At 66.3% G+C, this 26,537-nt stretch carries 31 protein-coding genes; 8 read left to right on the plus strand and 23 right to left on the minus strand.

Annotated elements, in window-relative coordinates; genetic code table 11:
* Positions 1-44 precede the first annotated feature (44 nt).
* From C7I84_RS07235 to C7I84_RS07245, 3 genes are read right to left on the minus strand one after another with little or no spacing between them, the layout of a single operon-like run.
* Positions 45-341, minus strand: coding sequence for a GNAT family N-acetyltransferase (locus C7I84_RS07235; protein WP_106771477.1), 297 nt, complete (start codon positions 339-341; stop codon positions 45-47).
* Entirely contained in the window at positions 334-963 is a 630-nt protein-coding gene (locus C7I84_RS07240) for an alpha/beta hydrolase (protein WP_106771478.1), read from the minus strand. Before C7I84_RS07240 ends, C7I84_RS07235 begins: the two co-directional genes overlap by 8 nt.
* A gap of 13 nt (positions 964-976) precedes the next feature.
* Positions 977-1,909, minus strand: coding sequence for a VOC family protein (locus tag C7I84_RS07245; protein ID WP_106771479.1), 933 nt, complete (start codon positions 1,907-1,909; stop codon positions 977-979).
* Between the two features lie 219 nt (positions 1,910-2,128).
* On the opposite strand from C7I84_RS07245, the gene C7I84_RS07250 reads away from it, so the two are divergent.
* Positions 2,129-3,643 carry an alkaline phosphatase family protein gene (locus tag C7I84_RS07250; RefSeq protein ID WP_245428343.1) on the plus strand — a complete coding sequence of 505 codons (1,515 nt, stop codon included), beginning with the start codon at positions 2,129-2,131 and terminating at the stop codon, positions 3,641-3,643.
* Between the two features lie 60 nt (positions 3,644-3,703).
* Here C7I84_RS07250 and C7I84_RS07255 read toward each other — a convergent pair whose 3' ends face one another.
* The 5 genes from C7I84_RS07255 to C7I84_RS07275 all read right to left on the minus strand — a co-directional run bounded on the left by C7I84_RS07255 (position 3,704) and on the right by C7I84_RS07275 (position 6,832).
* Positions 3,704-4,687: a PRC-barrel domain-containing protein gene (locus C7I84_RS07255; protein ID WP_106771481.1), complete on the minus strand. Its 984-nt coding sequence runs from the start codon at positions 4,685-4,687 to the stop codon at positions 3,704-3,706.
* Positions 4,688-4,892: 205 nt separating this feature from the next.
* Complete coding sequence (locus C7I84_RS07260) at positions 4,893-5,075, minus strand: hypothetical protein (protein WP_106771482.1); 183 nt, start codon at positions 5,073-5,075, stop codon at positions 4,893-4,895.
* A gap of 93 nt (positions 5,076-5,168) precedes the next feature.
* Positions 5,169-5,621, minus strand: a complete 453-nt coding sequence (locus C7I84_RS07265) for a hypothetical protein (protein ID WP_106771483.1) — start codon at positions 5,619-5,621, stop codon at positions 5,169-5,171.
* 18 nt (positions 5,622-5,639) lie between these two features.
* The gene (locus C7I84_RS07270; protein ID WP_106771484.1) at positions 5,640-5,972 is read right to left on the minus strand and encodes an ElaB/YgaM/YqjD family protein; all 333 of its coding nucleotides are present in this window, start codon (positions 5,970-5,972) and stop codon (positions 5,640-5,642) included.
* A gap of 167 nt (positions 5,973-6,139) precedes the next feature.
* Complete coding sequence (locus C7I84_RS07275; protein ID WP_425351309.1) at positions 6,140-6,832, minus strand: Crp/Fnr family transcriptional regulator; 693 nt, start codon at positions 6,830-6,832, stop codon at positions 6,140-6,142.
* Here C7I84_RS07275 and C7I84_RS30935 point away from each other — a divergent pair.
* The gene (locus C7I84_RS30935) at positions 6,713-7,417 is read left to right on the plus strand and encodes a response regulator (RefSeq protein WP_425351305.1); all 705 of its coding nucleotides are present in this window, start codon (positions 6,713-6,715) and stop codon (positions 7,415-7,417) included. The two genes, C7I84_RS07275 and C7I84_RS30935, sit on opposite strands and share 120 nt — an antisense overlap.
* 21 nt (positions 7,418-7,438) lie before the next feature.
* Here the strand turns inward: C7I84_RS30935 and C7I84_RS07285 are convergent, their stop codons facing one another.
* The gene (locus tag C7I84_RS07285; protein ID WP_106771486.1) at positions 7,439-7,987 is read right to left on the minus strand and encodes a sigma-70 family RNA polymerase sigma factor; all 549 of its coding nucleotides are present in this window, start codon (positions 7,985-7,987) and stop codon (positions 7,439-7,441) included.
* Positions 7,988-7,992: 5 nt separating this feature from the next.
* Positions 7,993-8,187: a NepR family anti-sigma factor gene (locus C7I84_RS07290; protein ID WP_106771487.1), complete on the minus strand. Its 195-nt coding sequence runs from the start codon at positions 8,185-8,187 to the stop codon at positions 7,993-7,995.
* A gap of 194 nt (positions 8,188-8,381) precedes the next feature.
* Between C7I84_RS07290 and C7I84_RS07295 the strand changes: the two genes are divergently transcribed.
* The 5 genes from C7I84_RS07295 to C7I84_RS07315 all read left to right on the plus strand — a co-directional run bounded on the left by C7I84_RS07295 (position 8,382) and on the right by C7I84_RS07315 (position 11,453).
* Complete coding sequence (locus C7I84_RS07295) at positions 8,382-9,176, plus strand: response regulator (protein WP_106771488.1); 795 nt, start codon at positions 8,382-8,384, stop codon at positions 9,174-9,176.
* A gap of 67 nt (positions 9,177-9,243) precedes the next feature.
* A complete protein-coding gene (locus C7I84_RS07300) occupies positions 9,244-9,408 on the plus strand; it encodes a DUF1328 domain-containing protein (protein ID WP_027166587.1) in 165 nt (54 codons plus the stop codon).
* A 276-nt stretch (positions 9,409-9,684) separates the two neighbouring features.
* The gene (locus C7I84_RS07305) at positions 9,685-10,596 is read left to right on the plus strand and encodes a sensor histidine kinase (protein WP_245428339.1); all 912 of its coding nucleotides are present in this window, start codon (positions 9,685-9,687) and stop codon (positions 10,594-10,596) included.
* Positions 10,597-10,760: 164 nt separating this feature from the next.
* On the plus strand, positions 10,761-11,087 hold the full coding sequence (locus C7I84_RS07310) for a hypothetical protein (RefSeq protein ID WP_106771490.1): 327 nt from the start codon (positions 10,761-10,763) through the stop codon (positions 11,085-11,087).
* A gap of 114 nt (positions 11,088-11,201) precedes the next feature.
* Complete coding sequence (locus C7I84_RS07315) at positions 11,202-11,453, plus strand: glycine zipper domain-containing protein (protein ID WP_106771491.1); 252 nt, start codon at positions 11,202-11,204, stop codon at positions 11,451-11,453.
* Here C7I84_RS07315 and C7I84_RS07320 read toward each other — a convergent pair.
* The 4 genes from C7I84_RS07320 to xylF form a co-directional block, all read right to left on the minus strand.
* Positions 11,450-13,090 carry a CHASE domain-containing protein gene (locus C7I84_RS07320; protein ID WP_106771544.1) on the minus strand — a complete coding sequence of 547 codons (1,641 nt, stop codon included), beginning with the start codon at positions 13,088-13,090 and terminating at the stop codon, positions 11,450-11,452. The two genes, C7I84_RS07315 and C7I84_RS07320, sit on opposite strands and share 4 nt — an antisense overlap.
* A gap of 124 nt (positions 13,091-13,214) precedes the next feature.
* The gene (locus C7I84_RS07325; RefSeq protein ID WP_106771492.1) at positions 13,215-14,006 is read right to left on the minus strand and encodes an ATP-binding cassette domain-containing protein; all 792 of its coding nucleotides are present in this window, start codon (positions 14,004-14,006) and stop codon (positions 13,215-13,217) included.
* An 11-nt stretch (positions 14,007-14,017) separates the two neighbouring features.
* Positions 14,018-15,370, minus strand: coding sequence for a sugar ABC transporter permease (locus C7I84_RS07330; RefSeq protein WP_106771493.1), 1,353 nt, complete (start codon positions 15,368-15,370; stop codon positions 14,018-14,020).
* Positions 15,371-15,485: 115 nt separating this feature from the next.
* Positions 15,486-16,526: a D-xylose ABC transporter substrate-binding protein gene (xylF, locus tag C7I84_RS07335; protein ID WP_106771494.1), complete on the minus strand. Its 1,041-nt coding sequence runs from the start codon at positions 16,524-16,526 to the stop codon at positions 15,486-15,488.
* A 239-nt stretch (positions 16,527-16,765) separates the two neighbouring features.
* On the opposite strand from xylF, the gene C7I84_RS07340 reads away from it, so the two are divergent.
* Positions 16,766-18,001, plus strand: a complete 1,236-nt coding sequence (locus C7I84_RS07340) for an ROK family protein (protein ID WP_106771495.1) — start codon at positions 16,766-16,768, stop codon at positions 17,999-18,001.
* A gap of 9 nt (positions 18,002-18,010) precedes the next feature.
* On the opposite strand, the gene C7I84_RS07345 is transcribed toward C7I84_RS07340, so the two are convergent.
* The 9 genes from C7I84_RS07345 to C7I84_RS07385 form a co-directional block, all read right to left on the minus strand.
* Complete coding sequence (locus tag C7I84_RS07345; RefSeq protein WP_106771496.1) at positions 18,011-18,979, minus strand: energy transducer TonB family protein; 969 nt, start codon at positions 18,977-18,979, stop codon at positions 18,011-18,013.
* Positions 18,976-19,452 (minus strand): TonB system transport protein ExbD, encoded by a 477-nt coding sequence (exbD, locus tag C7I84_RS07350; RefSeq protein WP_106771497.1) that lies wholly within the window; start codon positions 19,450-19,452, stop codon positions 18,976-18,978. The genes C7I84_RS07345 and exbD overlap by 4 nt, the downstream gene beginning before the upstream one ends.
* Before the next feature lie 13 nt (positions 19,453-19,465).
* Positions 19,466-20,521 (minus strand): tonB-system energizer ExbB, encoded by a 1,056-nt coding sequence (gene exbB / locus C7I84_RS07355; RefSeq protein ID WP_106771545.1) that lies wholly within the window; start codon positions 20,519-20,521, stop codon positions 19,466-19,468.
* 405 nt (positions 20,522-20,926) lie between these two features.
* Entirely contained in the window at positions 20,927-21,649 is a 723-nt protein-coding gene (locus C7I84_RS07360) for a glycosyltransferase family 25 protein (protein ID WP_207770978.1), read from the minus strand.
* Positions 21,650-21,838: 189 nt separating this feature from the next.
* Positions 21,839-22,870 carry a 2,5-dihydroxypyridine 5,6-dioxygenase NicX family protein gene (locus C7I84_RS07365; RefSeq protein WP_106771499.1) on the minus strand — a complete coding sequence of 344 codons (1,032 nt, stop codon included), beginning with the start codon at positions 22,868-22,870 and terminating at the stop codon, positions 21,839-21,841.
* 31 nt (positions 22,871-22,901) lie between these two features.
* A complete protein-coding gene (locus tag C7I84_RS07370) occupies positions 22,902-23,534 on the minus strand; it encodes an N-carbamoylsarcosine amidohydrolase (RefSeq protein WP_106771500.1) in 633 nt (210 codons plus the stop codon).
* Positions 23,535-23,547: 13 nt separating this feature from the next.
* On the minus strand, positions 23,548-24,303 hold the full coding sequence (locus tag C7I84_RS07375) for a maleate cis-trans isomerase family protein (RefSeq protein ID WP_280954216.1): 756 nt from the start codon (positions 24,301-24,303) through the stop codon (positions 23,548-23,550).
* A 3-nt stretch (positions 24,304-24,306) separates the two neighbouring features.
* Complete coding sequence (locus C7I84_RS07380) at positions 24,307-25,119, minus strand: alpha/beta fold hydrolase (RefSeq protein WP_106771501.1); 813 nt, start codon at positions 25,117-25,119, stop codon at positions 24,307-24,309.
* Between the two features lie 11 nt (positions 25,120-25,130).
* A complete protein-coding gene (locus C7I84_RS07385) occupies positions 25,131-26,279 on the minus strand; it encodes an FAD-dependent monooxygenase (protein ID WP_106771502.1) in 1,149 nt (382 codons plus the stop codon).
* Positions 26,280-26,537: the final 258 nt, after the last annotated feature.

Below are 26,537 nucleotides of genomic sequence, written 5' to 3' on the forward strand. Positions count from 1 at the left end.
GTTAGGGGTGGGGGTACAGTCCGCAACGCTATCGCAACGCCCCATCAGCCCTTCAGCACGTCCGCCCATTCCGGATGGCGGCGGAACTGCGCGTTGGCGAACGGGCATAGCGGCATGATCTTCTTGCCGGCGGCACGGGCGTCCTCGACCGCGCGGGTCACCAGCCGCAGGCCGACCCCCTGCCCCCGAAAAGCGTCGGGGACGCCGGTGTGGTCGATGATGATCAGCTTTTCGCCGGCCTTGGAGAACGTCATCTCCGCCTCGGCGCCGTCGGCGCGGTAGAGATAGCGGCCTTTCGAGCCGCTCTCCTCGAATTCGATCTCCGGCACCTGCTCAGACATTGTTCTTCTCCTTCACCACACCGGCCAGAAAGCGCCGCGCCGCCTCGATCTCGCCGGGCCGCACCTCGTGCCCGCCTTCATGCCAGTCGACTGTGACATCCGCGCCGGCCGCGCGCAAACCGGCGGCCAGCCGCGACGTCAGCTCCGGCGGGCAGATCGGATCGCGGCGCCCGGCTGTGACGAGGATGCGGCGGCCGGCCAGACTGCCTTCGACCTTCGGCTCGAAAGGGATCAGCGGATGCATCAGCACGGCGGCGTCGAACAGCTCCGGCTGCCGGAACAACACCGAAGCAAGAATGTTGGCGCCATTGGAATAGCCGATGCCGAGCACCGCCGACGGCTTCTCGGCCGCCCGCTGCGCCTCGACGAAGGCAGCCATCCTGGCCGTCGCCCGCGCCAGGTCGGCCATGTCGTAGACGCCCTCGCCGGTGCGCCGGAAGAAGCGGGCGGCGCCGCCCTCCGACACGTCGCCGCGCGGCGAGACGATCGTTGCCTCGGGCACAAGATCGCGTCCGAGGGATACCAGCTGGTTCTCGTCGCCGCCCGTACCGTGGAAGGCGAGGAGCAGGGGCCCGCCCGGCTCTCCGGGCAGGCGCTTGTGGATGTAGGAACCAGTCGACATCGGCATTCTCCCGTCAGGCGCCCAGCGGCTGCAGGTGCTGTTCCAGATAAGGCCGCAGATGCGCATGCTGCGTCGGCAGCTTCAGCGCCTCGCCGAGATGGGCGGCATCCTCGTCACGGTCGAATCCGGGCTCGTTGGTGGCCACCTCGAACAGCACGCCGCCGGGCGTGCGGAAGTAGATCGCCCAGAAATAGTCCCGGTCGATCACCGGCGTCACATGATGGCCTGTGTCGATCAGCGCCTTACGCACCTCGAGCTGCTTCGCCCGGTTCTCCACCGCGAAGGCGATGTGATGCACGGAGCCGGCGCCGAGATCGGCGAAGTTCGCTCCCGGAACGGTCTCGATGTCGATCACGTCGGCACCGTTGCCGTCGCCGATCGCCAGCCGCTTGACGTTGCCGGAGGTATCGACGGGCTCGTAGCCCATGAACTTCAGCAGCTCCTCGGTCGCGCCGCCGTCGCGCAGCCTGAGCGAGGCGGAATGGAAGCCGCGGATCGCCTCGTCGGTCGGCACGCCGCCCTCGCCCCATGGCGCGCGCCCGTCATCGGCGATCTCGACCAGAGCGAAACCGTCGCCGTCGGGACCGTCGAAGCGCAGGCGGTTCTCGCCGAAGCTGGTCTCGCGCGACAATCCGGTCACGCCCTGTTCGGCGAGACGCTGCTCCCAATAGCCCAGCGAGCCGGCGGGAACGGAGAACACGGTGGTACCAACCTCGCCGGCGCCGCGGCGACCCTTGCCGATATTGGGGAACGGGAAATAGGTCATCACCGAGCCCGGCGTGCCCTGGCCGTCGCCGTAATAGAGGTGGTAGACGTCGGGCGCGTCGAAGTTCACGGTCTTCTTGACCCTGCGCAGCCCGAGCTTGCCGGTGAAGAACCGGTTGTTCTCGCTGGCGTCCCTGGCCATCGACGTGACGTGGTGAATGCCTCTGATCTGGTTGAGCATGATCTGTCTCCCTTCTTTCGAGTTGCAGGGGTGTTGCTCGGATGGCTTCTATGTCGGGCAAAAGCGCTTCGCCCGGTAGGCGCCAAACAGAGGATGGATCGTTCATTGATTGGAAACGATATTGCAGGATCGTTCATAGAATATGGAACGGCGCCGGCGGCGACTGCCGGTGGGAAGGAGCGGTCGAAGAAGACCGGCCGCCCGGCCGCCCCTCGGAACATCCTGTTCGTCACCTGCGACCAGTGGCGCGGCGACTGTCTCTCGGCCGCCGGCCATCCCACGGTGAGGACACCCAACGTCGATGCGCTGGCACGGGAAGGCGTGCTGTTCCGGCGGCATTTCGCCGGCGCCGCGCCCTGCTCGCCGGCGCGCGCCTGCCTCTATACCGGCCTCTACCAGATGACCAACCGCGTCTGCCGCAACGGCACGCCGATGGACCGGCGCCACTGGAACGTGGCGCTCGCCGCCCGGGCGATGGGCTACGATCCGACCCTGTTCGGCTACACCGACGTGGCGCCCGATCCGCGCAGCCATGCGCCGGGAGATCCGGTGCTCAGAACTTACGAAGGCATGCTGCCCGGCTTCACGTCGCGGCAGCTGCTACCGGAGCACCAGAGGCAGTGGCTCTCCTGGCTCGCCGCCCGTGGCGTCGACGCAAGCGCCGGCTATCCCGATATCCACAGGCCGGCCGGTTCCGGCCATGGCGAGGTGACACGGGCCGCGCCGGTCTATTCCAGCGACGAGACGCCGACCGCCTTCATGGCCGGCGAGTTCATCCGCTGGCTCGGCGAGCAGGAGGCGGGGCGGCCCTGGTTCGCCCATCTCTCCTTCATCAGCCCGCATCCGCCCTTCGTCGTGCCGGCGCCGTTCAACGACATGTACGATCCCGGCGATGGCCCCGCTTTCCACCGCGCCCGGCGCTGGAAGGACGAGGCGAAAAGCCACCCCTGGCTCGCCTACGAGCTCGCCCGCCAGCGCAAGGCGAAATTCCTGCCCGGCGCCCGGGGCAAGGTGCGCGACTGGAGCGAGCACGAATTCCGCACCATCCGCGCCATCTACTACGGCATGATCTCCGAAGTAGATTCTCAGCTCGGCCGCATCTGGACTGCGTTGCGCGCTGCCGGCGCCTGGGAAAGCACGGTGATCGTGCTCACCTCCGACCATGCCGAGATGATGGGCGACCATTTCATGCTGGGCAAGGGCGGCTACTTCGACCAGAGTTTTCACATTCCGCTGATCGTCCGCGATCCCGCCGCCGCAAAGACGGCCGGCACCACGGTCGACCGCTTCACCGAAGCGGTGGATGTTGCGCCGACGATCGTCGAATTGGCCGGCGGCAAGTCGCCACCCTGGCTCGACGGCCGCTCGCTTGTGCCCTTCCTGCGGGGCGCGAAAACGCCGCATTGGCGCGACTGCGCCCATTGGGAATTCGACTTCCGGTCGGTGGCGAAGGGCGAGGCGGAAGAGCATTTCGGCCTAAGGCCGCAGCAATGCAATCTCGCGGTGATCCGCTCGGAGCGGTTCAAATATGTTCATTTCGGCGGAAGGCTGCCGCCGCTTCTGTTCGACCTGACCGACGATCCAGGCGAGCTGCGCGACCGCGCGGCGGATCCGCTCTACCGCTCGACGCGGCTGGACTTCGCGGAGCGGCTGCTTGCCTGGCGGGCCGAGCATCTCGACCAGTCTCTGGCCTTGACGGAACTCACCGGCAAGGGACCGGTGACGTTTGGATGAGGTGACAAAAAATCCGCGCCGTCGCCGGCGCGGATTCTTGCCTGAGCAGGATCGGACAGCTTAGCGCATGATGATGCGCTGCGTGTCGCGGTTGTCGGCCCAGGTGCTCTTGTCATAGGCCGGCGCGGCGTCGAGCTGCTCCTTGCTGAAGTTGGTGTAGAGATACTTGTTGCCGTCCGCATCGGTCATGAATGCGAGATTGTCCATGCCGACGGCAACTTCCTTCTCGCCGACGCCGAGGAAGCCGCCGACATCGATGATGAGCGCGTCGACCTTGCCGTCCTGCGTCAGCACGACATCGCCGATCTCGCCGATATTGGCGTCGTTGGCGCCGTAGACCGTGGTGCCGACGAGGTCTTCGGCGCGGATGTCGCCGGCCGGCATCTCGGTGAGCTGCGACCTGTCGATCGCACCGGTCTGGGTCTGGTCAGGAGCCGCAGCCGGCGCCTGGGCCGTGGTGTCATCGGCAGGCGCCGCCGGCGCCTGGGCCGTGGTGTCGTCCGCAGGCGCCGCAGGTGCCTGGGCAGTCGTGTCGTCCGCCGGCGCAGCCGGAGCGGCCGCCGTATTGTCGGTCGGCGCCATGGTGCCGTCCGGCGCGGGCGCCGAGGACGTCGTGGCCGGGGCCGGATCATACGGGCGGCGGTCGAAGTCGGCCTGTGCCTGCAGCTGCTCCTTGGTGGCGTTGACGACGATCCAGCGGTCGCCGTCGCGCTCTGCCCAATCAATATCGCCATAGTTCATGGCGACATTTTTCTCGCCGATGCCGAGGAAACCACCGACGCCGATCACCACCGACTCGACATTGCCGTTGGAGCCGATGACGACGTCGTTGACCTGGCCGATGTTCTCGGCATTGTCGCCGGTGCCGTTATAGACGGTTTCGCCGATCAGATTCGTTGCGAGGAACCCGTCAGCCTTGGCGACTGGAGCCGCCGGGGCCTCGGTCGCCGGCGCCGGGGACGCCGGCTGCGTGGCCTCCTGCGCATAGGCGCCGCCCGCCAGAAGGGTCATCAGCGCGGTGGTAGCCAAAAGTTTGCGGACCATGATACTCTCTCCTTGTGCGTGAAATCCATGCACGGGCGCGTCCGACTGAACCGTCGCAGGGGAGGCCGGGCGCGTCGTTACATGCTCACAACGTGATCGCTGAAATTCGGTTCCGTGACAGAGATTTGCCAATCGGGCAGATCCGACCCAAGCGCGGCTCTCGTGGCGGGATGAAACAGAGCCGACGAGCGTCCCGTCGAAAGCGTCAGTTGGAATCGGTGCTGATGCCGCCGGCGTCGTCGGCGGCCGGCGTATCGATCCGTTCACCCCAGAACTCGACTCCGGCCCAGACGACCATCGCCAGGACCAGTGCGGCGATCAGGACGACCAGCACGGGACGGCCGAGCTTGCCTTGCCGGGCTTTCTCGGGGGGGAGGGGTTTTGGCATGATTGGGGGTCTCCGGTCTTGGGGGCGGTTGTCGATCGACAATGCCCGCCGGACGGGGAGGTTCCCCGTCTCCCGGAGATCACCCGTAGGCTCTCAGTCCTCAGACGTATCGTCGGAGGACGGTCGGCTGCTGTTCTCGCGGTAGATCGCATAGGCGATCGCCGCGACCGCCGGGACGAGAAGCGAAGCCAGTCCCGCCCGCCCCTTCAGGAGAACGGGCGCGGCGGCAATGCCGGCGGCGATTGCCGCCTTGGTGAAATCGCGGCTCCGCTGCCTCGCTGCGATCTTCGCCCGGGCGCGCCTCGTCATGCCATGAAAAAGCACTACCAGCAGAGCCGCCACCAGAAAGACCGCGCCGATGACCAGCGTAGCCTCGACGGCGCCATAACGGTCCGCCGCCCAGATGGTGAGGGCGGCCAGCAGGTACAAGAATCCGGCCAGCGCCAGCAGGCCGGCGAGCGCATAGCTGATCAGTGCCCGCTTCGTCCGGCGCAGCGCCGCCATGGTCTCCCCGGTCGCCAGACCGGCAATCAGCGAAGCCAGCATGACCCCTCCGCGCCGGCGTCAGCGTCGCGACAGGAGCGCGAGCAGGTAGCCGACGCCTGCGGCGATCGCCAGCGACGTGATCGGCTTTTCCCGGACGGTCGTCGTCAGCTGGTCCTCGAGGTCACGCGCATTGCTTTTCAGGTTCTGTATGGCCGCCTCGCCCTGCGCCCGCAATTGCTCGGCGCCTTCGGCCGCCGCACGCCGCGCCGTGCCGTAGGAGTGTTGCCCGGTCTTGGTCAACTGCTCTGCCAGCTTGGCGATGTCCTGCCGCAACTGGCGGATATCCGCTTCCAGATCGGGTCGCGCCGCATCTTCCGCGATGTCTTCCGCCGCCTTGGCCGCCGTCGCCATCGACTTGCTTGCTGTTGCCATTTGGGTCGCTCCGTTGTTGAACGGGTTCGAAACGCTCTGGCGCGGGCGTTGTTCCGCTGCGTCGGCCGAAAGCTACGGGATCGTAGAGCCGAAAGCGAGAGGTGCCGCGAAAATGCCGGCGGCTCAGCCTTTCCGTCGGCGGGTTATCAAACCAGCGGCCGAACCGTCTCGCTCAGCCCTTCCCACCGAGCCGCCGCCAACAATCCGTCGAGATCCCTGATCTGGCAGCCGCCACCTCGCCAGGTGATCAAGCCGCGGTCCGCCAGCTTGCGGATCGTCTTGTTGGTGTGGACAAGCGACAGCCCGAGCGTGTCGGCGATGTGCTGCTGGGTGATCGGAATGAGCAACGGCACCTCGCCGTTGAGCCCGACGCTGCGGGCGCGGCTGCCGATGAAGGAGAGCAGATAGGCCGTTCGCTCGACGGCAGAGCGCCGCCCGACGCTGAGCAGGTTCTCGTCGAGGATCTGCTCCTCGCGCGAAGCGATCCAGGTGATGTCGAAGGCCAGTCCCGGATGGTTGCGATAGAGGTCGAGCAATCTTTCCCGTTCGAAGACGCACAGCACCATCGGCGACAATGCCTCGACCGAATGCTGCATCTCGCCGGTCAGGCTGCCCTGCAGGCCGATCAGGTCGCCCGGCATCGCGTAATTCAGGATCTGCCTGCGGCCGTCGGGCAGGAGCTTGTAGCGAAAGGCCCATCCCGCCAGGACAGTGTACAGATGGACGCTGTCGACTCCTTCGGTCAGGACCGTCTCACCCTTGCCGATACTGAGTTCTCCGCGCTTGAAATGGCCGATGAAAGCCAGTTCCTCCGCTTCGAATTCCCGGAAAGTCTTCAGGCGCCGCAGTGGACATTTCTGACACGGCGTGTAAGCGGCGGACGTCGGATAGGCCTCCAGCCCGAACAATCAGGACCTCCAATTTTGACGAGGGATAGTTGCGAGAGCGACAACGCTTCGGGAGGCGATGGGGTTCCCGAGGAAAACATGTCAAAGTTAAATGACACGCCGTGCTTTTGCCGCGATGACAGGCAGCTTGCTGGAGGGATTTCCGTGACGAAACTGCTGGAAGGGCGTCGCATTCTGGTGCTCGAGGACGAATTTCTCATCGCCATGGACGTCGAGCAGATCTGCCGCGACCACGGCGCCTCGCAGGTGCTCATCGCCCGCACGCTCGAAGAGGCCGAAGCGGCGGCGGCCAATTCGGTCTTCGACGCGGCAATCATCGACATCATGCTGGGAAACGACTCGACCCTTGAATTCGCGGCTTCCCTGCGGGAGCGCCGGATCCCCTTCGCCTTTGCGTCGGGCTATTCCGATCTGGACGAGATCGCCAGCGCGTTCCCCGAAATCAGGATCATCGGCAAGCCCTATTCCGGCGACGACCTGGTGCAGGCAATCGCCGACGCCGGCCGGCGTCCCTGACACGCCGCCCCACCGTCGCGATCAGGCGGCGTTCGACCCCAGCACCTGTGTCGCGATGGCGTCGGGACCGTAGTCCTCTTCCCCGGATATCTGCAGGATGTCCTGCAGCCGCGTACGGGCCCGGCTGACCCGGCTTTTGATCGTGCCCACGGCGCAATCGCAGATCACCGCCGCTTCCTCGTACGAGAAGCCGGAGGCGCCGATCAGGATGATCGCCTCGCGCTGGTCCTCCGGCAGCAGTTCCAGGGCGGCACGGAAATCGGCGAGATCGAGCTTGCCGTGCTGGCTCGGATGGACGGCCAGCCGTTCAGTCATCACCCCTTCCGAATCCTGCACTTCCCGGCCACGCTTGCGCATCTGCGAATAGAACTCGTTGCGCAGGATGGTAAACAGCCAGGCCTTGAGATTGGTGCCCATCTGGAAACTGTGGTGTTTGTCCCACGCCTTGACCAGGGTTTCCTGGACGAGATCGTCGGCCCTGTCGGAATTTTGGGTCAGCGATACCGCGAAAGCCCGCAGGCTGGGTATGGCCGCGAGCAGTTCGCTCTTGAACTCAGGCGCCACCGCCATCCCCTTCAGCCCTTTTTCTGCGCGGTTTCGGCTGCTTCGAGCTCGCTCAGGAGCTGCGTGAAGCGGTCCGGCACGTCGCTTGAAACGAGCTCGTCGTAATATTGCTTGAGCTTGCGACCTATCTCGGAATTGGTGCCGAGCACATCTGCCGAGCCGCGCGCCGGCGGTGGCGATTCGCCGGGGGCGAGACTTTCCTTCATCAATTTCACCGTGTTGCCCTGTTTCTTGGTCAGTTTTCAGACTCCCGCGGCCCCCTGCCGCGTGACCCAAACCCGTTGGGGGCGGAAACGCGGCTGCTCAAATATGGTTCCGGACGCGCGGAACTTTTTATGGAGGGGCCCGTTGTGGGCGCATCTCGCCTATGCAATTCGTCACGCATTCAATGAGGGACCCCATGAGTTTGTCAGCAAGCATCGCCCCCCACCTGCCTTATCTGCGCCGATTCTCGCGCGCCGTCTCCGGCTCGCAGCAGAGCGGCGACGCCTTGGTGGCGGCGATGCTGGAGGCGATCGTCGCCGACGTCGACATGTTTCCGCAGGCGTCGAACGCCCGCATCGCGCTCTACAAGGTCTTCGCGCGGCTGTTCACCTCGGTAGTCATCCGGGTTCCGGACGAGCAGGCCGCGACGGGATGGGAGAGGAAGGCCGCGGCCAATCTCACCGCCATCTCGCCACGCGCCCGGCAGGCCTTCCTTCTGGTAGCGGTCGAAGGCTTCACCGACGAGGAGGCCGCGGAGGTTCTCGATGTCGACGTGGATGAGTTCGGCCGGCTTCTGGCCCAGGCCAGCGCCGAGATATCGCGTCAGGTTGCGACCGACATCATGATCATCGAGGACGAGCCCCTGATCGCCATGGACATCGAGCAGATGGTCGAGAGCCTTGGCCATCGCGTCGTCGGGACGGCGCGCACCCATAGGGAGGCCACCGATCTCTTCAAGCGCACTCAGCCGAAGATGATCCTGGCCGACATCCAGCTTGCCGACGGCACCTCCGGCATCGAGGCCGTCAACGAGATACTGACGACCGCTTCCGTGCCGGTGATCTTCATCACCGCCTTTCCCGAGCGGCTTCTCACCGGCGAAAGGCCGGAGCCGGCCTTCCTGGTCACAAAACCGTTCAGCCCGGAGATGGTCAAGGCACTGATCAGCCAGGCGCTGTTCTTCGACAGGCAGGCCAAGGCCGCCGCATAGATCGGCGTCACCCTGGAACCATCCAGCGCGGCGGGCGTTTTCGCTTCACAAATCAGGAGACGGAACAATGCTTTATTGGGCACTCGTGTTTCTGGTCGTGGCGATCATCGCGGGCGCGCTCGGCTTCGGCGGCATTGCAGGCACGTCGGCGGGCATCGCGCAGATTCTGTTCTTCATCTTCCTGGCTTTCCTGGTGATCTCGCTGATCGCGGGTCTCATCCGGCGCGCTTAGCCGAGGACGCAGAACTGGAGACCGCTCCCCTCAAACGGTTTCCAGCCGCCGCCGGGCCGTGCTAGCGAAAGCGGTGCGGTCCGGCGGAACCGCCTCAATAGCTAGAGTCTCCAGTGAAACCAGCAGCCAAGATAGATACCGAGGTCGGGCACCGCGCCCGTTGTTGGGGAGATATCGGGCACACGGGGGCAGGATATGGGCACCCGGGATAGCAGCAGGACCACGTCCGATCGCGGCAGCAGCCTGCTCAAGGCACTGTCGAATACCGGCATCTCGGTGATCTATTTCGACTTGGATCTGCGCGTCGTCTGGACGGAGAACCTTCCGCCCGCCTGGGCCGACAGACCCATCGAAGGCCTGCCCGTGGGCGAATTCCTTGCCGCCGATGCCGCCGCGGCCTTATCGCTCGCCAAACAGGAAGTGCTGTCCTCGGGGCTGTCGCAGACCCTCGAGATGAGCCTGCCGGACGACGACGGGGCGCGCTGGTTTTCGGTATGGATCGATTCCGACTGGTCGGCGAAGGACGAAGCGCTCGGCATCGTCACCACCGCCGTCGACATCACCGACCAGAAGCGCCGCGAGCAGACGCTCCGCACGCTGTTGCGCGAAGTCGCGCACCGTTCGAAGAACCTGCTCGCCATCATCCAGAGCATCGCCACACAGACGGGCCGCCATTCGGAGACCGTGGACGGATTTCTGTCGCGCTTCCGCGGGCGCTTGCAATCGCTGGCGTCCACGCAGGATCTGGTGACGTCCTCGGACTGGCGTGGCGCCGCGCTGCAGGATCTGGTGGTGGAACAGGTCGCCAGATATACCGCCGATCCGGCGGTCAGCATCCGGCTGGGCGGCGACAAACCCTATCTCAACCCCAACGCCTCGCTGCATATCGGGCTCGCCTTGCACGAGCTTGCCGTCAATTCGGTGAGCTACGGTGCGTTGGCCCGGCCGGACGGCTACGTATCCATCAACGCTACCCGGATGAACGGGGGCGCGGCCCCTGCTCTCTCCCTCGTCTGGACAGAGACGATCAGCCTCGCCGACCAGACGATCGGTCGCAAACGCTTCGGCAGCGTGGCGCTGGAACGCGTGGTGCCGGCTGCGCTGAACGGCTCGGCGACGCTGGAACTCACCAGCGACCGTCTCACCTATTCCCTGCTCGTGCCCCACGGCAGCTTCCAGGCCGACTGACGGCCCAGGTCTTTCAAGACCGCAGAGGCCGCTCTTCCACCGCAATCTTTGACGAAATCACCGCCCTTCAGTCGTCCGGCGATCGTCCCAAGACTCTCACGACTTCGTTATTCGGGAACTCGGCGAAGCCTTCCTACGTTAATGCATTGGAAAGGGAAATCGCCATGGAACACATAGCGGCTCTTCTTCTGATCGTCGGATGCTCCGGAGACCTGAAGGTCTGCAACGAGATGCCTGTGGACGTCTCCATCTACGAAACCTACGAGGAATGCCAGGCTGATCTTCAGCCGACGCTCTCCCATTTTGCCGGACGCCGTGACAGGATCCTGGGGCAGTGCGTCTATGTCGACCCTGCCATGGAAGAGGCGGACGCCGAGCTCGTCTGGGACGTTACGCCCGATGGCAAGCTGACGGCGTCGGTCGAGTCCTATAACGCCGATGTCGCCTCGCGGGTCGACCGTAGCGCCAAGACCGCCAGCGTCCGCCATTGACCGCCTTTGGATTTCCACACCTGAAAATAACCAGCAGAACAGCCGACGGATAGGCGAGATCGCCCTCTGCGTGTTATCCCTTGCAGTGAATGGGACTGGCACCAGGAGTGATCGATGAGGAAAATGGTTCTCGCGCTAGCGGCGGTCGCTGCGCTTGCCGGATGCACGACGGCGGAAAAGGACGCCGCGCTCGGCGGCACCGCCGGCGCCGTCATCGGCGGATTGGCCACGGGTGATGCCGGCGGAGCGCTGGTCGGCGGCGCGATCGGCGCGGTCAGCGGCGTGCTGATAGGCAAGGCGACGCGCACCGGCTGGTGCGTCTATCGCGACCACCGTGGCCGGCTCTACGAGGCGCGCTGCCGCTAGGCCTGCCCGTTGCGATTGAGTTCCCGGTCGAGCGGGATGTCGATTTCGATCGTCAGGCCGGCTTCGCCATACTCACGCGCGATCTTTCCCCGAAGCTCGCGCGTGATGTTCATGTCGATCAGTTTGGTGCCGAAACCGGCCGGCTTCACCGGCTCCTGAGCCGATGGCCCGCGTTCTTCCCATCGCAGTTTCAGCCGCCTCTCGGAAGAGCCGCGTTCGACCGTCCAGGTGACGGCAAGCGCCGCGGCCGAGGAGCCGATGGCTCCGTATTTCAGCGCGTTGGTCGCGAGTTCGTGGAATGTCAGTCCCAGTGCCTGAGTGCTGGTTTCGTTGAGCAGCACCTTCGGTCCTTTCAGGGCATCCTCCGGCAGTTCCTTGCCGAAGACCTGTTCCAGCTCGATCCGCAGCAGATCGCGCAGTTCCGCTTTCTGCCAGCGCGACCGCGTCAGCATGTCCTGCGATGCCGACATGGCCTGCAGCCGCGACGCGAAGGAATCCGAGAACTCCTTGATGTCGGCGGAATTCGCCGCGGTCTGCCTGGCTATCGCCAGCACCCGCGCGATCGAGTTCTTGATGCGATGCTTCATCTCCTGAAGCATCAGATCCTTTTCGGCAAGGCTCCGTTCCGTCGTCTCGTGCAGCCGCGATTTCGCCTCGTAGGCCCGCTGCTGGTAGCGCGCCACGGTGGCGATCGCACCGGCGAGCATGAGGCCGGCGAGCCCCAGCAGCACCGGAAGGGCGCGTGACGACGGGCGCTCGAAGGCGCTGGTCGGGCGGAACTGGAAGGTCCATTTGCGGCCGGCGACCGTTAGTTCGCGGGTGACCAGGAAATCGTCGGAAAACCGCTGGTCGGGCGGAACCTCCGAGCGGAACAGCAGTCTGTCGATGGACGGCTCGCCGTCGAAGACCTCGACACTGGCCGGCAGCAGCGGCGGCCTGGCCAGCGCTGCATAAAACAGCTCGGACGTTCTGAAGGAAGCGTAGACCAGACCGGCCGGCGGATCGTTCTTGTCCTCCCGCCCGGGCAGCTTGGACCTCAGCGCGGAGAACACCAGGATGCCGGGCGCCGGCTGCGCTCCACCCGTTGCCTGGCCGAGCACGACCAGTCCAGAGGACCGCGCCTGTCCGGTAGCAAGCGTCGCCTCGATCGCGGCCCGGCGCACCTGGTCCGAATACATGTCGTAGCCGATCGCCGTCCGCGTATCGTCGTCGAGCGGCTCGAACAGCGTGATCGGCGTGCGCCATTCCTGATCGGACGGCGGGTAGACCTTCAGGTCGGCGCCATGCTCGGTCGCCAGGCGCTGTTCCAGCAGGGGCTCGCCGCCCGGGGCGACCAGCGCGGCGAAGCCGAGGCCGCGCAGGCCGGGAAAGTTGTCCTTGACCTCGAGCGCGCGGTAGTAGTCGCGGAACTCGACCCGGGTGACATTGCCGAACCGCGCCTCGAAGAAGGCCTGCGTCGACACCAGCAGCGACAGATCGAGCTGCAGCCTGCTCTGCAGCCGGCTGAGCGCATCGTCGGCCGCCGCCTGGAACTTGTAGCGGGCGGCTTCCTCGCCAGTCCGGTAGGCGTAGCCGGCTGTCACGAGGCTCGCAATGGCCACCGCCGCGAACGCCAGATAGGGTAGCAGCTTCTTCAAGTACGACATGCTCTCTCTGAGGTGCCGACTTTATGGAGGCTGGCCGCGGCGAAAGCAATGATGTCGCGTGGCCGGTCTGCAACAGGGCCAAGATCATCGTGTCGGCGCAACGGCTTGGTGCCGTTCAGGCGGCGGCCATCCGCATTGCGCCGGGACCCGGCGTGGCGCCGGGCGGGCATTTGCCGAGGATGATCATGCCGAGCACCTCGTCCTTGGTGACGTCCTGCGTGCGCGCCGTCCCGACCACCTGGCCGTTCTTCATCACGCAGACACGGTCGGCGAGGTCGAACACGTCATGGATGTCGTGGCTGATCAGGAAGATGCCGATGCCGTCGGCCTTGAGCTGCTTTACCAGTTCGCCGACCTGCGCCGTCTCCTGCGGGCCGAGTGCGGCCGTCGGCTCGTCCATGATCAGGATGCGGGCGTTGAACAGAATGGCGCGGGCGATCGCCACGGACTGGCGCTGGCCGCCCGAAAGCTTGATCACCGGTTCCTTGAAGCGCTGGAAGCGCGGATTGAGGCGGCCCATGACCTTGCGCGCCTCGGCCTCCATGGCGACGTCGTCCAGCGTGCCGTATGTCGTCATCAGCTCGCGGCCGAGGAAGAGGTTGGCGGCGGCGTCGACATTGTCCGCCAGGGCGAGCGTCTGGTAGATCGTCTCGATCCCGTATTTCTTCGCGTCGCGCGGATTGGAGATCGATGTCTCCTCGCCGTTCACGAAGATCTGGCCGGCATCGCGCTTGTAGGCCCCTGACAGGACCTTGATCAGCGTCGATTTTCCCGCGCCGTTGTGGCCGAGCAGGGCGACCACCTCGCCGGAATGGAGATCGACGGAAGCGTCGTCGACGGCGCGGATGCCGCCGAAGGCAATCGAGATGTTCTTCATCTCGATCAGAGGCGTGCGGCTGTCGGCCATGATGTCCTCCTTCAGACGCGCTTGCGATAGACGGTGTCGAGCCACACGGCGATGACCAGCACCGCGCCGACGACGATGCTTTGCAGCGGCGAGTCGACGCCGAGCAGCACCATGCCGGACTGCAGCGACTGCATCAGCAGCGCGCCGAGCATGGCGCCGATGACCGTGCCCGAGCCGCCGGCGAGCGAGGTGCCGCCGATGACAGCGGCTGCGATGACCAGCAGTTCGTCGAGCGTGCCCAGCGAATTCGTGGCCGAGTTGAGACGCGCCGACGACACCGCCGCGCTGATCGCCGCCAGCACGCCCATGATCATGAACACCTTCATGGTCACCCAGCGCGTCTTGATGCCGGCGAGGTTCGCCGCCTCCGGATTGCCGCCGATGGCGAAGACGTAGCGGCCGAAGCGGGTGCGGTTGGTCACGAAGGTCATGACGATGCCGACGGCGATCGCGATCAGCACCGGAATGGCGATGCCATGGGCGATGAACAGGCCGCCTTCCGGCACGGCGATGCCGTTCTGCTCGGCATAGCGCCGCACGATGCCCGTCGGCCATGGATAGGAATTGGCTATTCCTACAGCGCCGAGGATGATGCCACAGGTGACGGCGCCGCGCAGCACCTCGGCCCACACCGGCCGCAGCGGAAAGCGGAAGCGCTTGCGCTGCCGGCGCGCCTGCAGGAGCATCAGCACGACGGCACCGCAGGCGACGATCGCGGCGATCCAGCTCCAGCGCGCGCCGATCGAGCCCTGCGGGCCGCCGCCCATCAGCTGGAAGGTGGCATCGAGCGGCGCGATCGTCTGGCCGCTGGTGATCCACCAGGCGGCGCCGCGCCACACCAGCAGGCCGCCCAGCGTCACGATGAAGGCAGGAACGTCCATATAGGCGATGATGAAGCCCTGGAACCCGCCGATCAAAAGGCCGATGGCCAAGCCTATGGCCAGGGCCAGCACCCATATCCAGGGATTGCCGAGCTCCAGCCCGACGACGCGGACGAGGAAATGAACCTGGGCGAAACCCATGATCATGCCGACCACGCCTTCCACCGATCCCACCGACAGGTCGATGTTGCGCATGACGATCACCAGCACCATGCCGGTCGCCATGATGGCGACCGAGGAGGTCTGGACGGAAAGATTCCAGAGGTTGCGGGCCGACAGGAAGGTGCGGCTGTCGAAGTCGAACGGATTGACGCCGATCCGCGCGCTCGAGATGACCTGCAACCCGATCCAGATGATCAGCAGCGCCCCGATCATGCCGAGCATGCGGGTATCGATCTCGGTGGCCTTCAGGAAGCGGGCGACGCCGCCGAGCTCGGATGCCCGCGCGAGGTCGGCCGACGATTTGGTGGCCGTATCGGTCATCGCTTCCTCCCTGCCGGTCGGCCGTCTGTCGCGGTTTGCCGGCTGTTGACGAGCTTAAGAAAACGCCGCGGCTTTCGCAAACCGCGGCGCCCGTTTTCATCGGCGGTTGAGCCGATCAGTTGCAGGCGGCGACGCTGCCTGCGGCGACGCCGGCACAGGCCACGTCCTTCGAGATCCAGCCGGCGTCGATGACGACGTTGAGGTTGTCCTTGGTGATCGCCACCGGGGTCAGGAACACCGACTTCACCGTGTTGCCGCCGGGCGTGGTGAAGTCGACGGCGTTCGGGATGTCGGCCATCGTCTTGCCGTCGGCAAGCTGCGCGGCGATCTCGGCGGCGTTCTTGCCGAGCTCGCGCGCGTCCTTCCATACCGACACGGTCTGCGTGCCGAGCGCGATGCGGTTGAGCGCCGCGTGGTCGCCGTCCTGGCCCGAGACCGGCACCGAGCCGGCAAGGCCCTGCGCGGCGAGCGCGGCGATCGCGCCGCCGGCGGTGCCGTCATTCGAAGCCACGACCGCGTCGACCTTGTTGTCGTTGGCGGTCAGAAACTGCTCCATGTTCTTCTGCGCATTGGCGGGCAGCCAGCCGTCCGTGTAGGCCTCGCCGACATTCTTGATCTTGCCGGCGTCGACCGCTTCCTTCAGCACTTCCATCTGGCCGGAGAACAGGAAGTCGGCGTTCGGGTCGGCGCCCGAGCCCTTGATGAAGACGTAATTGCCTTCCGGCTTGACGGCGAACACGCCCTTGGCCTGCAGGCGGCCGACTTCCTTGTTGTCGAAGGTCAGGTAGAAGACGTCCTTGTTCTCGATCAGGCGGTCGTAGCCGACCACCGGGATGCCCTCGTCGACCGCCTTCTGCACGGCCGGGCCGATGGCCGAGGCGTCCTGCGCCAGGATGATCAGCGCGTTGGCGCCCTGCGCGATCAGGCTCTCGACGTCGGTGAGCTGCTTGCCGGGGTTCGACTGCGCGTCGGCGGAGATGTACTTGTCGCCGGCTGCCTCGATCGCCGCCTTCATGGCCGCCTCGTCGGTCTTCCAACGTTCCTCCTGGAAGTTCGACCACGAGACGCCGATGACCTTGTCCTTGGCGCTCGCGACGGTGGCGAGCGACATCGACAGCGCGACACCCGCCAGCATGGCGGCTGCAAACTTGTTCATGATTTCCTCCCTGCGCCTTTGCGGCGCTCCTACAGCTCCGAAGCTTTTTTTCGAGCTTCGAAAAAAATATGCCTCGGCCCGAGGCTGCTGTCAACTGGGGATTTGCGACGCCGACAGGTACTTTTTTCGGAACCCGAAGTAAATGGTGACAGCCCTTTTGCTTTCTGCCACACTCTCGCCCGAGTCGACGATCGGTCGCGATAGGATCGCAATCGTTGGCCGGGGAGGAAACTTACGCCATGTCGGTCGGAATCCGTCACGACGACTTGCGGCGGCGCAATCGCGCGATGGTCATCTCCGCCGTCCGGCGTGCCGGCCAGGCGTCGCGCACCGAAATCGCCGCCACCACCAGCCTGAGCCACTCGACGATCTCCGCCATCTCGTCCGATCTGATCGCCGAAGGCATCCTGGCCGAGGCCAGGAATGCCGAGGTGGGCACGCTCAAGCGCGGCCGCCCGCAGGTGGCGATCGGCCTCGATCCGGACGCCGCCACGGTGGTGACCATCGTGCTGCTCTTCAACTTCCTCGCGGTCTCGGTCGTCGACTATGCCGGCCGCACCATCGTGGAGGAACGCAGGAAGCTCAAAACCTTCGACCTCGGCGAGGACGAACTCGTCGGCGAATGCATCGCCCTGGTGCGACGACAGCTCGCCAAGCGCGACGCCGCCGGCCGGCGCATCCTGAGGATCGTGCTTGCCATCCAGGGCACCACCGATGCCGCCGGCCACACCATGCTGTGGTCTCCCATCACCGAGCACGAGGGCATCCCCTTCGGCGAACGTCTGGCGCAGGCCTTCGGCGTGCCGGTGACGGTCGAGAACGACTGCAACATGATCGCCGTCGCGCTGCGGTGGCGCGATCCCGAGCGCTACCGCGACGACTTCATCGCCATCCTGCTGTCGCACGGCATCGGCATGGGCCTCGTGCTGAAGGGCGAGCTGTTCACCGGCACCCACTCCTCGGGCGGCGAGTTCGGCCACATGGTGCACCGGCCGGACGGGGCGCTCTGCCGCTGCGGCCGCCGCGGCTGCGTGGAAGCCTATGCCGGAAATTATGCGATCTGGCGCAGTGCCAGCGGCGCCAGCGAGGACGAGGCGCCGATCTCCGACATCGACGCCGCCGACATGGCGCGGCTCGCTGCTGCGGCGCGCGACCACGACGGTCCGGAGCGCGAGGCCTACCGCAAGGCGGGCGAGGCGCTGGGCTACGGTTTCGGCAGCCTGTTCGCGCTGATCGATCCCGCGCCGGTGGCGCTGGTCGGCATCGGTGCCGCCGCCTTCGACCTGATCGAGCCGTCGCTGCGCGCCGCGATCGCCATGACCGCCGGCGGCCAGCACTCCAAGGCGATCTCCTTCGCCACCGAGACCGACGAGGTCCCGCTGATCGCGCTCGGCTGCGCCATGCGGGCGCTGACCTTCATCGATCAGGAAGTGCTCGCCGGCGCCGCGCCTGTGCGCGGCAGGGATGTGGCGTGAGCGGGGCCATCAGTCGAAGTTGATCGGTATGGTGAGATGCAGCTTCGCCCCGGGCGGCGGCGCGGGCACCGGCGATGCGCGACGCACCATGGACAGGGCTTCCCTGTCGAGCCTCGCATCCCCGGATGAACGCGAGACTGAAGAAGACTGGAGCCGGCCGCCGGCATTGATCGTGAACGTCACGTGTACGTCGCCCTTGCGGTTCATCGAACGCAGTGTTCGCTGTATCTTCCTGCGGACCAGCGACTGCCAGCGCGCGATTTCAGATGCGGTTGCTCCGGCACCGGCGGTAGCGCTCCGCGCCGACGCCGCCCGCGGCGCATTCTGTGCGGATTTTTGAGCGGATACACTCGGCTTCGGCGGAGTCTTCTTCTTCGTGGTCTTCTCGGCCGGCTTGTTTTCGGCAGGCTTTTCCCTGGCCGGTTTCTGGTCGGCCTTCTTCCTCACAACCGGCTTTGGCTCTTCGATCTCCGGACGCGGCTCGGGGATCGCCATCGCGACCTCCGGCAGCGGTACCTCGACCAGGTCCGGGACCACCTCCTCGGCTTCGGTGATCGTTTCTTCGGGGACCACTTCGGGAGCCTGCTCGGTTTCCACCGTATCCGGCGCGACCTCCTGCACCTCCTCCGGCACGGCCTCGGCCACCTCGGTTTCCTCGACCGGGTCCATCTCCTCCGTAACCGGCTCGGCGGTTTCGACCGGCTCCTCGACCGATTCGGTCGCCTGACTCTCCGCTATCTCGGCCATGTCCAGCGGCACGGCATTCGGCATCACGACCGTGGGGGCGATCATCTCCAGCATGATCGCCGGGGGTGCCTCATCGGGAGGAGGCGGCAACGGACTTGACTGATGGATCAGCCAGGCCGACCCGACATGCGCTGCCACGACGAGCACCGCCGCCCCGGACCACAGGGCCACTTCGCGCTTGTGGAAACGCGGCCCGACGAGGTCGGAGATCAGGCCAGCATGCACGCTCATTGCGCCGGACCGCTCGCCGCCGCGCCCGCCGGTGCCACCTCGCCGCCGGCCGGCACCGTCTCCAGCCCGACCAGCGCGATCTTGAGATAGCCTGCGGCGCGCAGCAGGTTCATCACGTCCATCAGCGCGCCGTAGTCGACCGCCCGGTCGGCGCGCAGGAACACGCGCTGCTGCTTATCGCCTCCGGTCGTCTGGTCGAGAGCGGCGCCGAGCGCCGGCCGGCCGACCGTGTCCTCGCCGATGGCGATGGAGAGATCGTCCTTGACCGTCACGAACAGCGGCTTGTCCGGCCGCGGCGCAGCGGTCGCGGTGGAGGCCGGCAGGTCGACATTCACGTCGACGGTGGCCAGCGGCGCCGCCACCATGAAGATGATCAGCAGCACCAGCATGACGTCGATGAAGGGCGTGACGTTGATCTCGTGGTTCTCGTCGAGATCGTCGCCGTCGAAGGATTCTTTTATGCCGCCGGCCATGACGGAACGTCCCCTACTCGGCCGCGTCGCGGATCAGCACCGGACGGCCTCCGTCCGACTGCCGCTCGACCGCCGGGGCGAAGCGGAAATCGAGGTCGCGGCTGACGAGGCGCTCGACGCCGGCGGCGGCGTCGGCCAGCGCCTGGCGATAGGCCGTGATGGAGCGGGCGAACACGTTGTAGATGACGACCGCGGGTATGGCCGCGACCAGCCCGATCGCCGTCGCCAGCAGCGCCTCGGCGATGCCCGGCGCCACGACGGCGAGGTTGGTGGTCTGCGCTTCCGATATGCCGATGAAGGAATTCATGATGCCCCATACCGTGCCGAACAGGCCGACGAAGGGGGCGGTCGAGCCGATGGTGGCGAGCACGCCGGTGCCCTTGGTCATCCTGCGCCCGGCCAGCGCCTGGATACGGCCGAGCCGCGAGTTCACGCGTTCCTTGAGACCGTGAGACGACGCGTGCTGCAGCGCCCCGGCGGAGAGGCCGACCTCTTCCGCCGCCGCCCGGACCAGCTCCGCGCCCGGGCCGCCGCGCTTGCTGACCTCGGTCACCGCCTCGTCGAGCGTCCTGACCGAGCCGAGCACCCGCAGCACGCCGCGCAGCCGCGTCTTGGCGCCGGCGATCTCCAGCGACTTGGCCAGCCACACCGTCCAAGTGACCAGCGAGGCGAAGGCAAGGCCGATCATCACCGCCTTGACCACCCAGTCGGCCGCCATGAACATGCCCCAGGGCGAAAGGTCGTGCGGCAGCGTGGAATTTGCAGCCTCGTCCTCGACGGCCACCGTAGCGCCCTCTCCCGCTGCAACCGGATCGGCCGGCGCGGTCGTCGGCGCGACGCCATCTACCGCCGTCCCGCCTGCAGCGGGCTCGGCAGCGACCGGCGCCTGCGCGTCCGGAGCTACCTGCGGCTGGCTTAGCCGTTCCTGCGTGGGGGCCGGCGCCGGCGCGGCGCCGGGCTGGTCGACCTGCGGCGTTGCCGTCGGCTGCGACGGCGCCTCCACTGCAGGCCGCGGATTGGCTTGCGGCGTGCCGCCGGCATCCTGAGCCACGGCGTGGCCGGCGGACATCAGAAGCGCCGCGGTCAGGGCTGCCCTCAACACACTCGGCAGTTGCACTCGCTGTCCGCCCGGAAAACAGATCATCGTGACCTCGCTCTCGCCCTTGCTGCTGCGAAACGCGGCTTTGTCGCGGTAGCCGCGAGCCGACACCAGCGCTATTCGCGCCGCAAAAGCCCGCCATCCCCGTCGGAACACGGCGAACCCTTCGTCAAGCCATGATCGCCTTGACGGGCGGGGACGTAACATTCCTGACTAATCCATTCAACAATTATTTGGCTGAACTATTCCCACCTGACCGCCTCCCCCCGGCAGAAGTCCGCCTGCGCCGGTCCTCGGTCCTTCCCATTCACCAAAAAGTGCAACCCGGCGTCGCACCGGCTGCTTCGGCACAGATGCGAGCTGCCGACCTCCCAGTCAGCCGCCCGCGCGCGAGCGGGCCGCGACCTTCATCCGGTAGAGCGGACGCAATATCTCGCGCGCCAGCTTGTCCAGCAGCGGCCGCTTCTTCCTCTGGATGGTGCTGCCGCCGAGCGTCGCCGAGATCTCCCGGACCCCGCTCGGCTCGACGCTGAGCGGGGAAAGACCGGTGACCCAGCTCATCTGGGCTGTCGTGTCGACGGGCCGGTCGAATCGTTCGGTGGCGGCAAGCAGCCGGCCGGCGGCGTCCCGTCCGATGAGTTGCGCGGCCATGCGCAGCCCGACCGGGTTCGGCCGGATGATGCGAAGCCCGTCGGCGGCGAAGACCTCCGGCCCGCGCTCCCTCCCCTCCTGCACCGGGAAGCGGATGAGATCGCCGGGCCGAAGACACGCGCGCGCCGCGGCGAAGGCCGCCGGAAAGCCCGGCTCCAATGCGACGTCGTCCTCGAGCACCAGTCCGGCATCGAGTCCCTGGTCGACGATGGACCGCCAGGCCTCACGATGCGACAGGAAGCAGGCGATCTCGCTCCGCGACAGCGCGAAGGGATAACGTGGTCGATGCAGGTGCCTGCGGTAGACGCGATCGATGTCCGCGTCGCTCAGATCCAGCGCATCCACGGCGTCCATGACCTCGACCGGCACCGGCAGTCCTGCCGCGAGCCGCTGCACCTGCGGCTGGCGATCGTGCGCGCGCCGCAAGTGGATGATGAACGCCTTGATGCCGCCTGCCGGGGCGGGAATGGCTGTGTCGTCGACCTGGATCAGGGTCAGCTCCGCTGGGATCGAGGCCGGCCTATAGCATGGAACGGGGCCGAGGAGACAAGCCGGTCCGCCAGCCCACGAGCTGCGGTGCGACGCCGACCTTTGAAGGGGCGGCCGTTCTTTCCGAGGGGCTGCTGCGCCTCCGCCTCAGCCACGTTTGTGCTGCATCTCCTTGACGACGACGTCGCCGTCGAGAACCACGGGCTCGTCGTCCAGGAACAGCGAGCAGTTGCGCATCGGGATGTCGAGATGGCAGGCGGTGTCGTTCGGTCCGCCGAGCTCGTTGTTGGGGCCGGTCGAGAACATCACGTTGCCGTAAAACGAGCGCGGTTCCATGCCCATACCGCCGGGGAACTCGCCCGGCACCATGCGATGCCACTTGGCGTCGGGGTTCAGGCCCCAGCCGACATGGCTCATGCCCTTGCCGCGGGGATCGTCGAAGGCGTCCATGTAGGACTTGACGAGTTCGGCGTCGAGGCCGCCGCGGATATCGGTGATCCAGCCCTTCTCGATCGTGTAGACGATCGGATCGCGGACATAGATGTTCTGCGGCAGCAGGATGTCGCCCGGCGCCACCACGATCGTGCCGTCGACGCCGTCGTCGTCGCCGCCGGTGAACACGAAGCCCGAAGGCCAGTGGTCCCAGCGGCCCGGCTCGTCGGTGCAGGCATATTCCGTGACCGCCGGATAGGTGTTGAGCTTGTAGGTGACGTCGGTCCCGTGCGGCGAGGTGATGCGCATCACCTTCGCCTTCGACAGGAGATGGCCGGCGAACTCGACGCGCTCGCGCAGCGCCTTGCTCGGCAGCATCCGGGCAAGCAGTTCCGGCGGCTCGACCGCCGTCAGGATGCGCGTGCCCGCCGCCTGGATGGCCATCTGCTCCGGGCTGAACAGCAGGAAGATGCAGTCGATCAGCATGTCGGCGGCCTTCAGCGCCTCGACAGCCTCCGGCATAGCCGCCAGGCCGGTCTTGCCCACCGCCCAGGCGCCCGCAGGCGGCACGGCCGGCAGGCGCATGTGATACATCTTCGCACCGAGACGCTGGCCGGCCGCCATGAAGGCGTCGGCATAGTCGAGGCGCTCGTTGCCCTGGGTGAGCACGATGAGCCGCTCGCCTTCATGCACGCCCGACATCTTGAGTTGATGCAGGCAGATCTCCGTAAAGCTGAACTGATCCATTCTGGTTCTCCTAGAGTGCGTGCCCTGCGGCTCAGTGCCGGTTCCCGAGATAGTCGAGCGCCTCGTCGAGACGGACGACGTCGCCATATTTGGAATCGATGTCGAAGAGGTTCGCCTCGTGCGGACCATCGTGCCGGTCGCCGACGCAGTCGCGCACGACGATGACGCGGAACCCGTGCTGCACCCCGTCGACAGCGCTCGCGCGGATGCAGCCGCTGGTCGAACAACCCGCCAGGATAAGCGTGTCGATGCCCTGTGCGTGCAGCATCGGCGCAAGGCTGGTGCCGAAGAAGGCGCTAGCATATTGCTTGGTGAAGACGGGCTCGCCGGCGGCCGGCTCGACGCCTTCGCAGAACTCGGCGAGCGGATTGCCGGGGACCATGGCGGCCATCACCGGGCTCTTCTTCACCCACATGCCGCCGTCGGCGCAGCCGGGTGCGTGATAGAGGATGTTGGTGTGGACGACCGGCGTCTGCGTGCGCCGGGCCATCGCCAGCAGCGCCGGCGTCCGCGCCACGGCGGCGACGACGCCCGGCGCGTACAGCGGCGCGCCTTCGGTGGTGTAGGCCTTCATGAAGTCGATGACGAGCACGGCCGGACTCTTGCCGAAGCCGATGCGGTTGCCCCAGACTCCCTGGTAGTTGTCCTGCGCCGACTGGCTCATCGCCTGCTCCTCCTCAATAGGCGCCCGACAGCAGCGCGCCGGCGCCCGGTACGATCGGCGCCAGCTCCAGCGCCTTCAGCATCTGGTAGGTGGTCGCGATGGCCGCCGTCACCACCGGTTTGCCGGTCATCGCCTCGACGCGGGCGACGCTGGCCAGCGACGGCATCTGCACGCAGGCCGAAAGCACGACCGCATCGACGCCCGACGTGTCGAGCCCCTGCACGATGCCCGGCAGGTTTGCCGGATCGTGCGCCGCCACCTCGAGGTTGTTGGATATCTCGAGCGCCTTGTGGGTGACGACCTCGACGCCCTCGGCTTCGATATAGTCGATCACCATCCTGGTCAGCGGCTTCATGTAGGGCGCGACCAGCGCGATGCGCCTGGCTCCCATGACGCCCAGCGCATCGACCAGGGCGCCGGCGCTGGTGACCACCGGCGCGGCCGCCTCGTTCGCCACGGTGACGGCATGCAGGCGCTTCTCGCTCTCGCGGTGATAGCCGTGGCCCATCGACATGATGGCGACGAGGCAGGCATAACCGAGCACGTCGACGCGCGCGTCGGACAGCTCCAGCGCGCAGCGGTCGGACTGGGCGTCCATGGCGGCCAGCTCGTCCTTGGTTACGTGCTTCATGCGCATGCGCGCGGAGTGGAAGGTGAAGCGCTCCGGCAGGATGAGCTGGCGCGCCGCCAGCATCGCCGGGATCTCCGTCTCCATGGTGATGTTGGAGCTGGGGACGATCTGGCCGATGCGATAATGGGTCTTGTTCATGAATCAGCTCCTGACCGGAATGCTTGAGCCAAGCAGCGTGTTGACCGCGGCGATGAAACCTCCGAGGTCGTCCCACGGGATCATGTGCCCGGCATTGTCGACCTTGGTCATGGCGATAGACGGGTTGAGCCGCTCTATCTCCGCACGGTCGACGTCTTCGATCACGCCGCCGCGTCCGGCGACCATCAGGCTGGCTTCCACCGGCAGGCCTGGCAGATCCTTGTGGAAATCGTCGTCGTGGAAATCGTTGAAGGCCTTGACGATGGCCGGCTCGTAGCAGGTGTGCAGCCATTCGGCGCGCAGCGCCCGCTGCTCCTCCGTCCAGGTCGGGCAGAAGGCGCGCATGCCCTCCGCATCCGTACCGGCGGTGGCCAGCCGGATGGAATCGACATACCAGGGCAGCTTGGAGGGATAGGAGCGCCGTCCTGGGCCGGAGACCGGCGGATCGACCATCACCAGGCGGGCGATGCCCGAAGCCTGCGCATGGGCCGCGCGCGCGCCGATGCGGGCACCCATCGAGTGGCCGAGCACCGTCGCGTCCCGCAGTTCCAGCGCCTGGATGAAGGCAACCAGATCGGCCGCCATGGCGTCGGTGCCATAGTCGAGATCGGGTCCGCTCGACGACAGGCCACGGCCTCGCACGTCGAGCACATGTACGTCGAAGGCCTCCGCCAGCCGCTCGGCCACGAAGCCCCAGGTGATCGCCGGACTGGTGATGCCCGGCACGACGACGAGGGGAGCGCCCTGCCCTGCATAGCGCAGAAAATGCTGGCGGATGCCATTGGCGGAAACGTTGTGGCCGGTGGGAGCAGTCATGGTCACTCTCCTCAGGCCGCCGCGGCGCTCTTCAGGGGCGCCGCGTAGATGTCGTAGCCGAACACCCAGGCCGGATCCTCCTGGGTCCGCAGCCAGGTGTTCGCGTTGGAAACCGCCTGAATGCGGGAGGCCCTGTCGCGCCGGTTCTCCTCGTACAGCTGGAAGGCGCTGGCGTGGTCGCCGATGCCGGTCTCCGCCAGGCAGCGCGCCAGCATGGCCGCGTCCTCGATCGCCATGGCCGCACCCTGCGCCATATGCGGCTTCATCGGGTGGCAGGCGTCGCCGAGCAGGACCATGCGGCCGCTGCTCCAGAGCGGCAGCGGATTGCGGTTGAGCAGCGGCCATTTGGTGACCTCGTCCGTCGACGCGATCAGCGCCTGGACGATCGGGTGATAGCCGACGAAGGCCGCTTCCATCTCCTCGCGGGAGGATTGCACGAAGGCGCCGTCGAAGTCCCAGGCGTCGTGCGGCACGCCGGTGACGTAGTAGTACTCGTCCTTCCTGGTGGTGGTGTAATAGACCATCATGTGGCGGTCTTCCGACCACCATTTCACGCAGGCTTCGAAATCGAAATTGTAGCGGCGCAGCTTCTCGCCGGTGATCAGCGCGCGATGGCCGACCCAGCCGGAGTAGTTGGGCTTCTCCGGCCCGAGCAGCGCCTCGCGGACACGCGAATTGATGCCGTCGGCGCCGACCACGATGTCGGCCTTCGCCGTCGAGCCGTCGGCAAAGGTCAGGTTGACCCCGGTCTCGTCCTCGACGAGGGCCTCGAGGCGCTTGTCGAAGTGCAGCGTGCCGGTCTCCAGCGCTGAAATCTGCAAGGTGTGAAGGTCGCCGCGATGCACGGTGACGTAATGCGCGCCGTATTCCTTGAGGGCGAAGTCGCCCAGCGGGATGCGCGAGAGATAGTCGCCGGTTGCGCCGTCGCGGCTGAACCAGAAGGACGGCTGGCTCCCCATCGCGACCAGCGCGTCCTCGATCCCCATGCGGCGGAATATCTTGAGGACATTCGGCCCCATATGGATGCCGGCGCCAAGGCGGGAAAAGGCGGGCGCCTGCTCGTAGATGTCGACCTGGAAGCCCGCCTTCTGCAGCAGCGCGCCGGCCGCGACCCCGCCCAGCCCGGCACCCACGACGGCAATCTTCTGTAGTTTCGCCATGACTTTATCTCCGCAGCGCATTCACGCAACGAGTACGGCCAACAGACGAATATTTCAAGTGTCTACACTTTTTTCTGCTTCAGATTTGCTCCTCACCGGCGAACATCTTGGAAGCGAGACCCTTGCAAATCGCACTGATTCGCATCATGAATTTCGAGAGATCGACAGGGCATCGTAAAACACGATTAAAGTGATTGCACTCTTTATGAAAGGCTGGGCCGAGTGAAGGTCGTCGACATGCGCCATAACGCGATGCGC

Source organism: Kumtagia ephedrae (assembly GCF_003012745.1).
In the GTDB taxonomy this organism is placed as follows: domain Bacteria; phylum Pseudomonadota; class Alphaproteobacteria; order Rhizobiales; family Rhizobiaceae; genus Kumtagia; species Kumtagia ephedrae.

Bases quoted from the DNA above. Each gene is read 5' to 3' on its own strand.
- C7I84_RS07235 (WP_106771477.1), bottom strand. From the start codon at position 341: ATGTCTGAGCAGGTGCCGGAGATCGAATTCGAGGAGAGCGGCTCGAAA.
- C7I84_RS07240 (WP_106771478.1), bottom strand. From the start codon at position 963: ATGTCGACTGGTTCCTACATCCACAAGCGCCTGCCCGGAGAGCCGGGC.
- C7I84_RS07245 (WP_106771479.1), bottom strand. From the start codon at position 1,909: ATGCTCAACCAGATCAGAGGCATTCACCACGTCACGTCGATGGCCAGG.
- C7I84_RS07255 (WP_106771481.1), bottom strand. From the start codon at position 4,687: ATGGTCCGCAAACTTTTGGCTACCACCGCGCTGATGACCCTTCTGGCG.
- C7I84_RS07260 (WP_106771482.1), bottom strand. From the start codon at position 5,075: ATGCCAAAACCCCTCCCCCCCGAGAAAGCCCGGCAAGGCAAGCTCGGC.
- C7I84_RS07265 (WP_106771483.1), bottom strand. From the start codon at position 5,621: ATGCTGGCTTCGCTGATTGCCGGTCTGGCGACCGGGGAGACCATGGCG.
- C7I84_RS07270 (WP_106771484.1), bottom strand. From the start codon at position 5,972: ATGGCGACGGCGGCCAAGGCGGCGGAAGACATCGCGGAAGATGCGGCG.
- C7I84_RS30935 (WP_425351305.1), top strand. From the start codon at position 6,713: ATGGACGCTGTCGACTCCTTCGGTCAGGACCGTCTCACCCTTGCCGAT.
- C7I84_RS07285 (WP_106771486.1), bottom strand. From the start codon at position 7,987: ATGGCGGTGGCGCCTGAGTTCAAGAGCGAACTGCTCGCGGCCATACCC.
- C7I84_RS07290 (WP_106771487.1), bottom strand. From the start codon at position 8,187: ATGAAGGAAAGTCTCGCCCCCGGCGAATCGCCACCGCCGGCGCGCGGC.
- C7I84_RS07295 (WP_106771488.1), top strand. From the start codon at position 8,382: ATGAGTTTGTCAGCAAGCATCGCCCCCCACCTGCCTTATCTGCGCCGA.
- C7I84_RS07300 (WP_027166587.1), top strand. From the start codon at position 9,244: ATGCTTTATTGGGCACTCGTGTTTCTGGTCGTGGCGATCATCGCGGGC.
- C7I84_RS07310 (WP_106771490.1), top strand. From the start codon at position 10,761: ATGGAACACATAGCGGCTCTTCTTCTGATCGTCGGATGCTCCGGAGAC.
- C7I84_RS07315 (WP_106771491.1), top strand. From the start codon at position 11,202: ATGAGGAAAATGGTTCTCGCGCTAGCGGCGGTCGCTGCGCTTGCCGGA.
- C7I84_RS07325 (WP_106771492.1), bottom strand. From the start codon at position 14,006: ATGGCCGACAGCCGCACGCCTCTGATCGAGATGAAGAACATCTCGATT.
- C7I84_RS07330 (WP_106771493.1), bottom strand. From the start codon at position 15,370: ATGACCGATACGGCCACCAAATCGTCGGCCGACCTCGCGCGGGCATCC.
- xylF (WP_106771494.1), bottom strand. From the start codon at position 16,526: ATGAACAAGTTTGCAGCCGCCATGCTGGCGGGTGTCGCGCTGTCGATG.
- C7I84_RS07340 (WP_106771495.1), top strand. From the start codon at position 16,766: ATGTCGGTCGGAATCCGTCACGACGACTTGCGGCGGCGCAATCGCGCG.
- C7I84_RS07345 (WP_106771496.1), bottom strand. From the start codon at position 18,979: ATGAGCGTGCATGCTGGCCTGATCTCCGACCTCGTCGGGCCGCGTTTC.
- exbD (WP_106771497.1), bottom strand. From the start codon at position 19,452: ATGGCCGGCGGCATAAAAGAATCCTTCGACGGCGACGATCTCGACGAG.
- exbB (WP_106771545.1), bottom strand. From the start codon at position 20,521: ATGTCCGCCGGCCACGCCGTGGCTCAGGATGCCGGCGGCACGCCGCAA.
- C7I84_RS07365 (WP_106771499.1), bottom strand. From the start codon at position 22,870: ATGGATCAGTTCAGCTTTACGGAGATCTGCCTGCATCAACTCAAGATG.
- C7I84_RS07370 (WP_106771500.1), bottom strand. From the start codon at position 23,534: ATGAGCCAGTCGGCGCAGGACAACTACCAGGGAGTCTGGGGCAACCGC.
- C7I84_RS07375 (WP_280954216.1), bottom strand. From the start codon at position 24,303: ATGAACAAGACCCATTATCGCATCGGCCAGATCGTCCCCAGCTCCAAC.
- C7I84_RS07380 (WP_106771501.1), bottom strand. From the start codon at position 25,119: ATGACTGCTCCCACCGGCCACAACGTTTCCGCCAATGGCATCCGCCAG.
- C7I84_RS07385 (WP_106771502.1), bottom strand. From the start codon at position 26,279: ATGGCGAAACTACAGAAGATTGCCGTCGTGGGTGCCGGGCTGGGCGGG.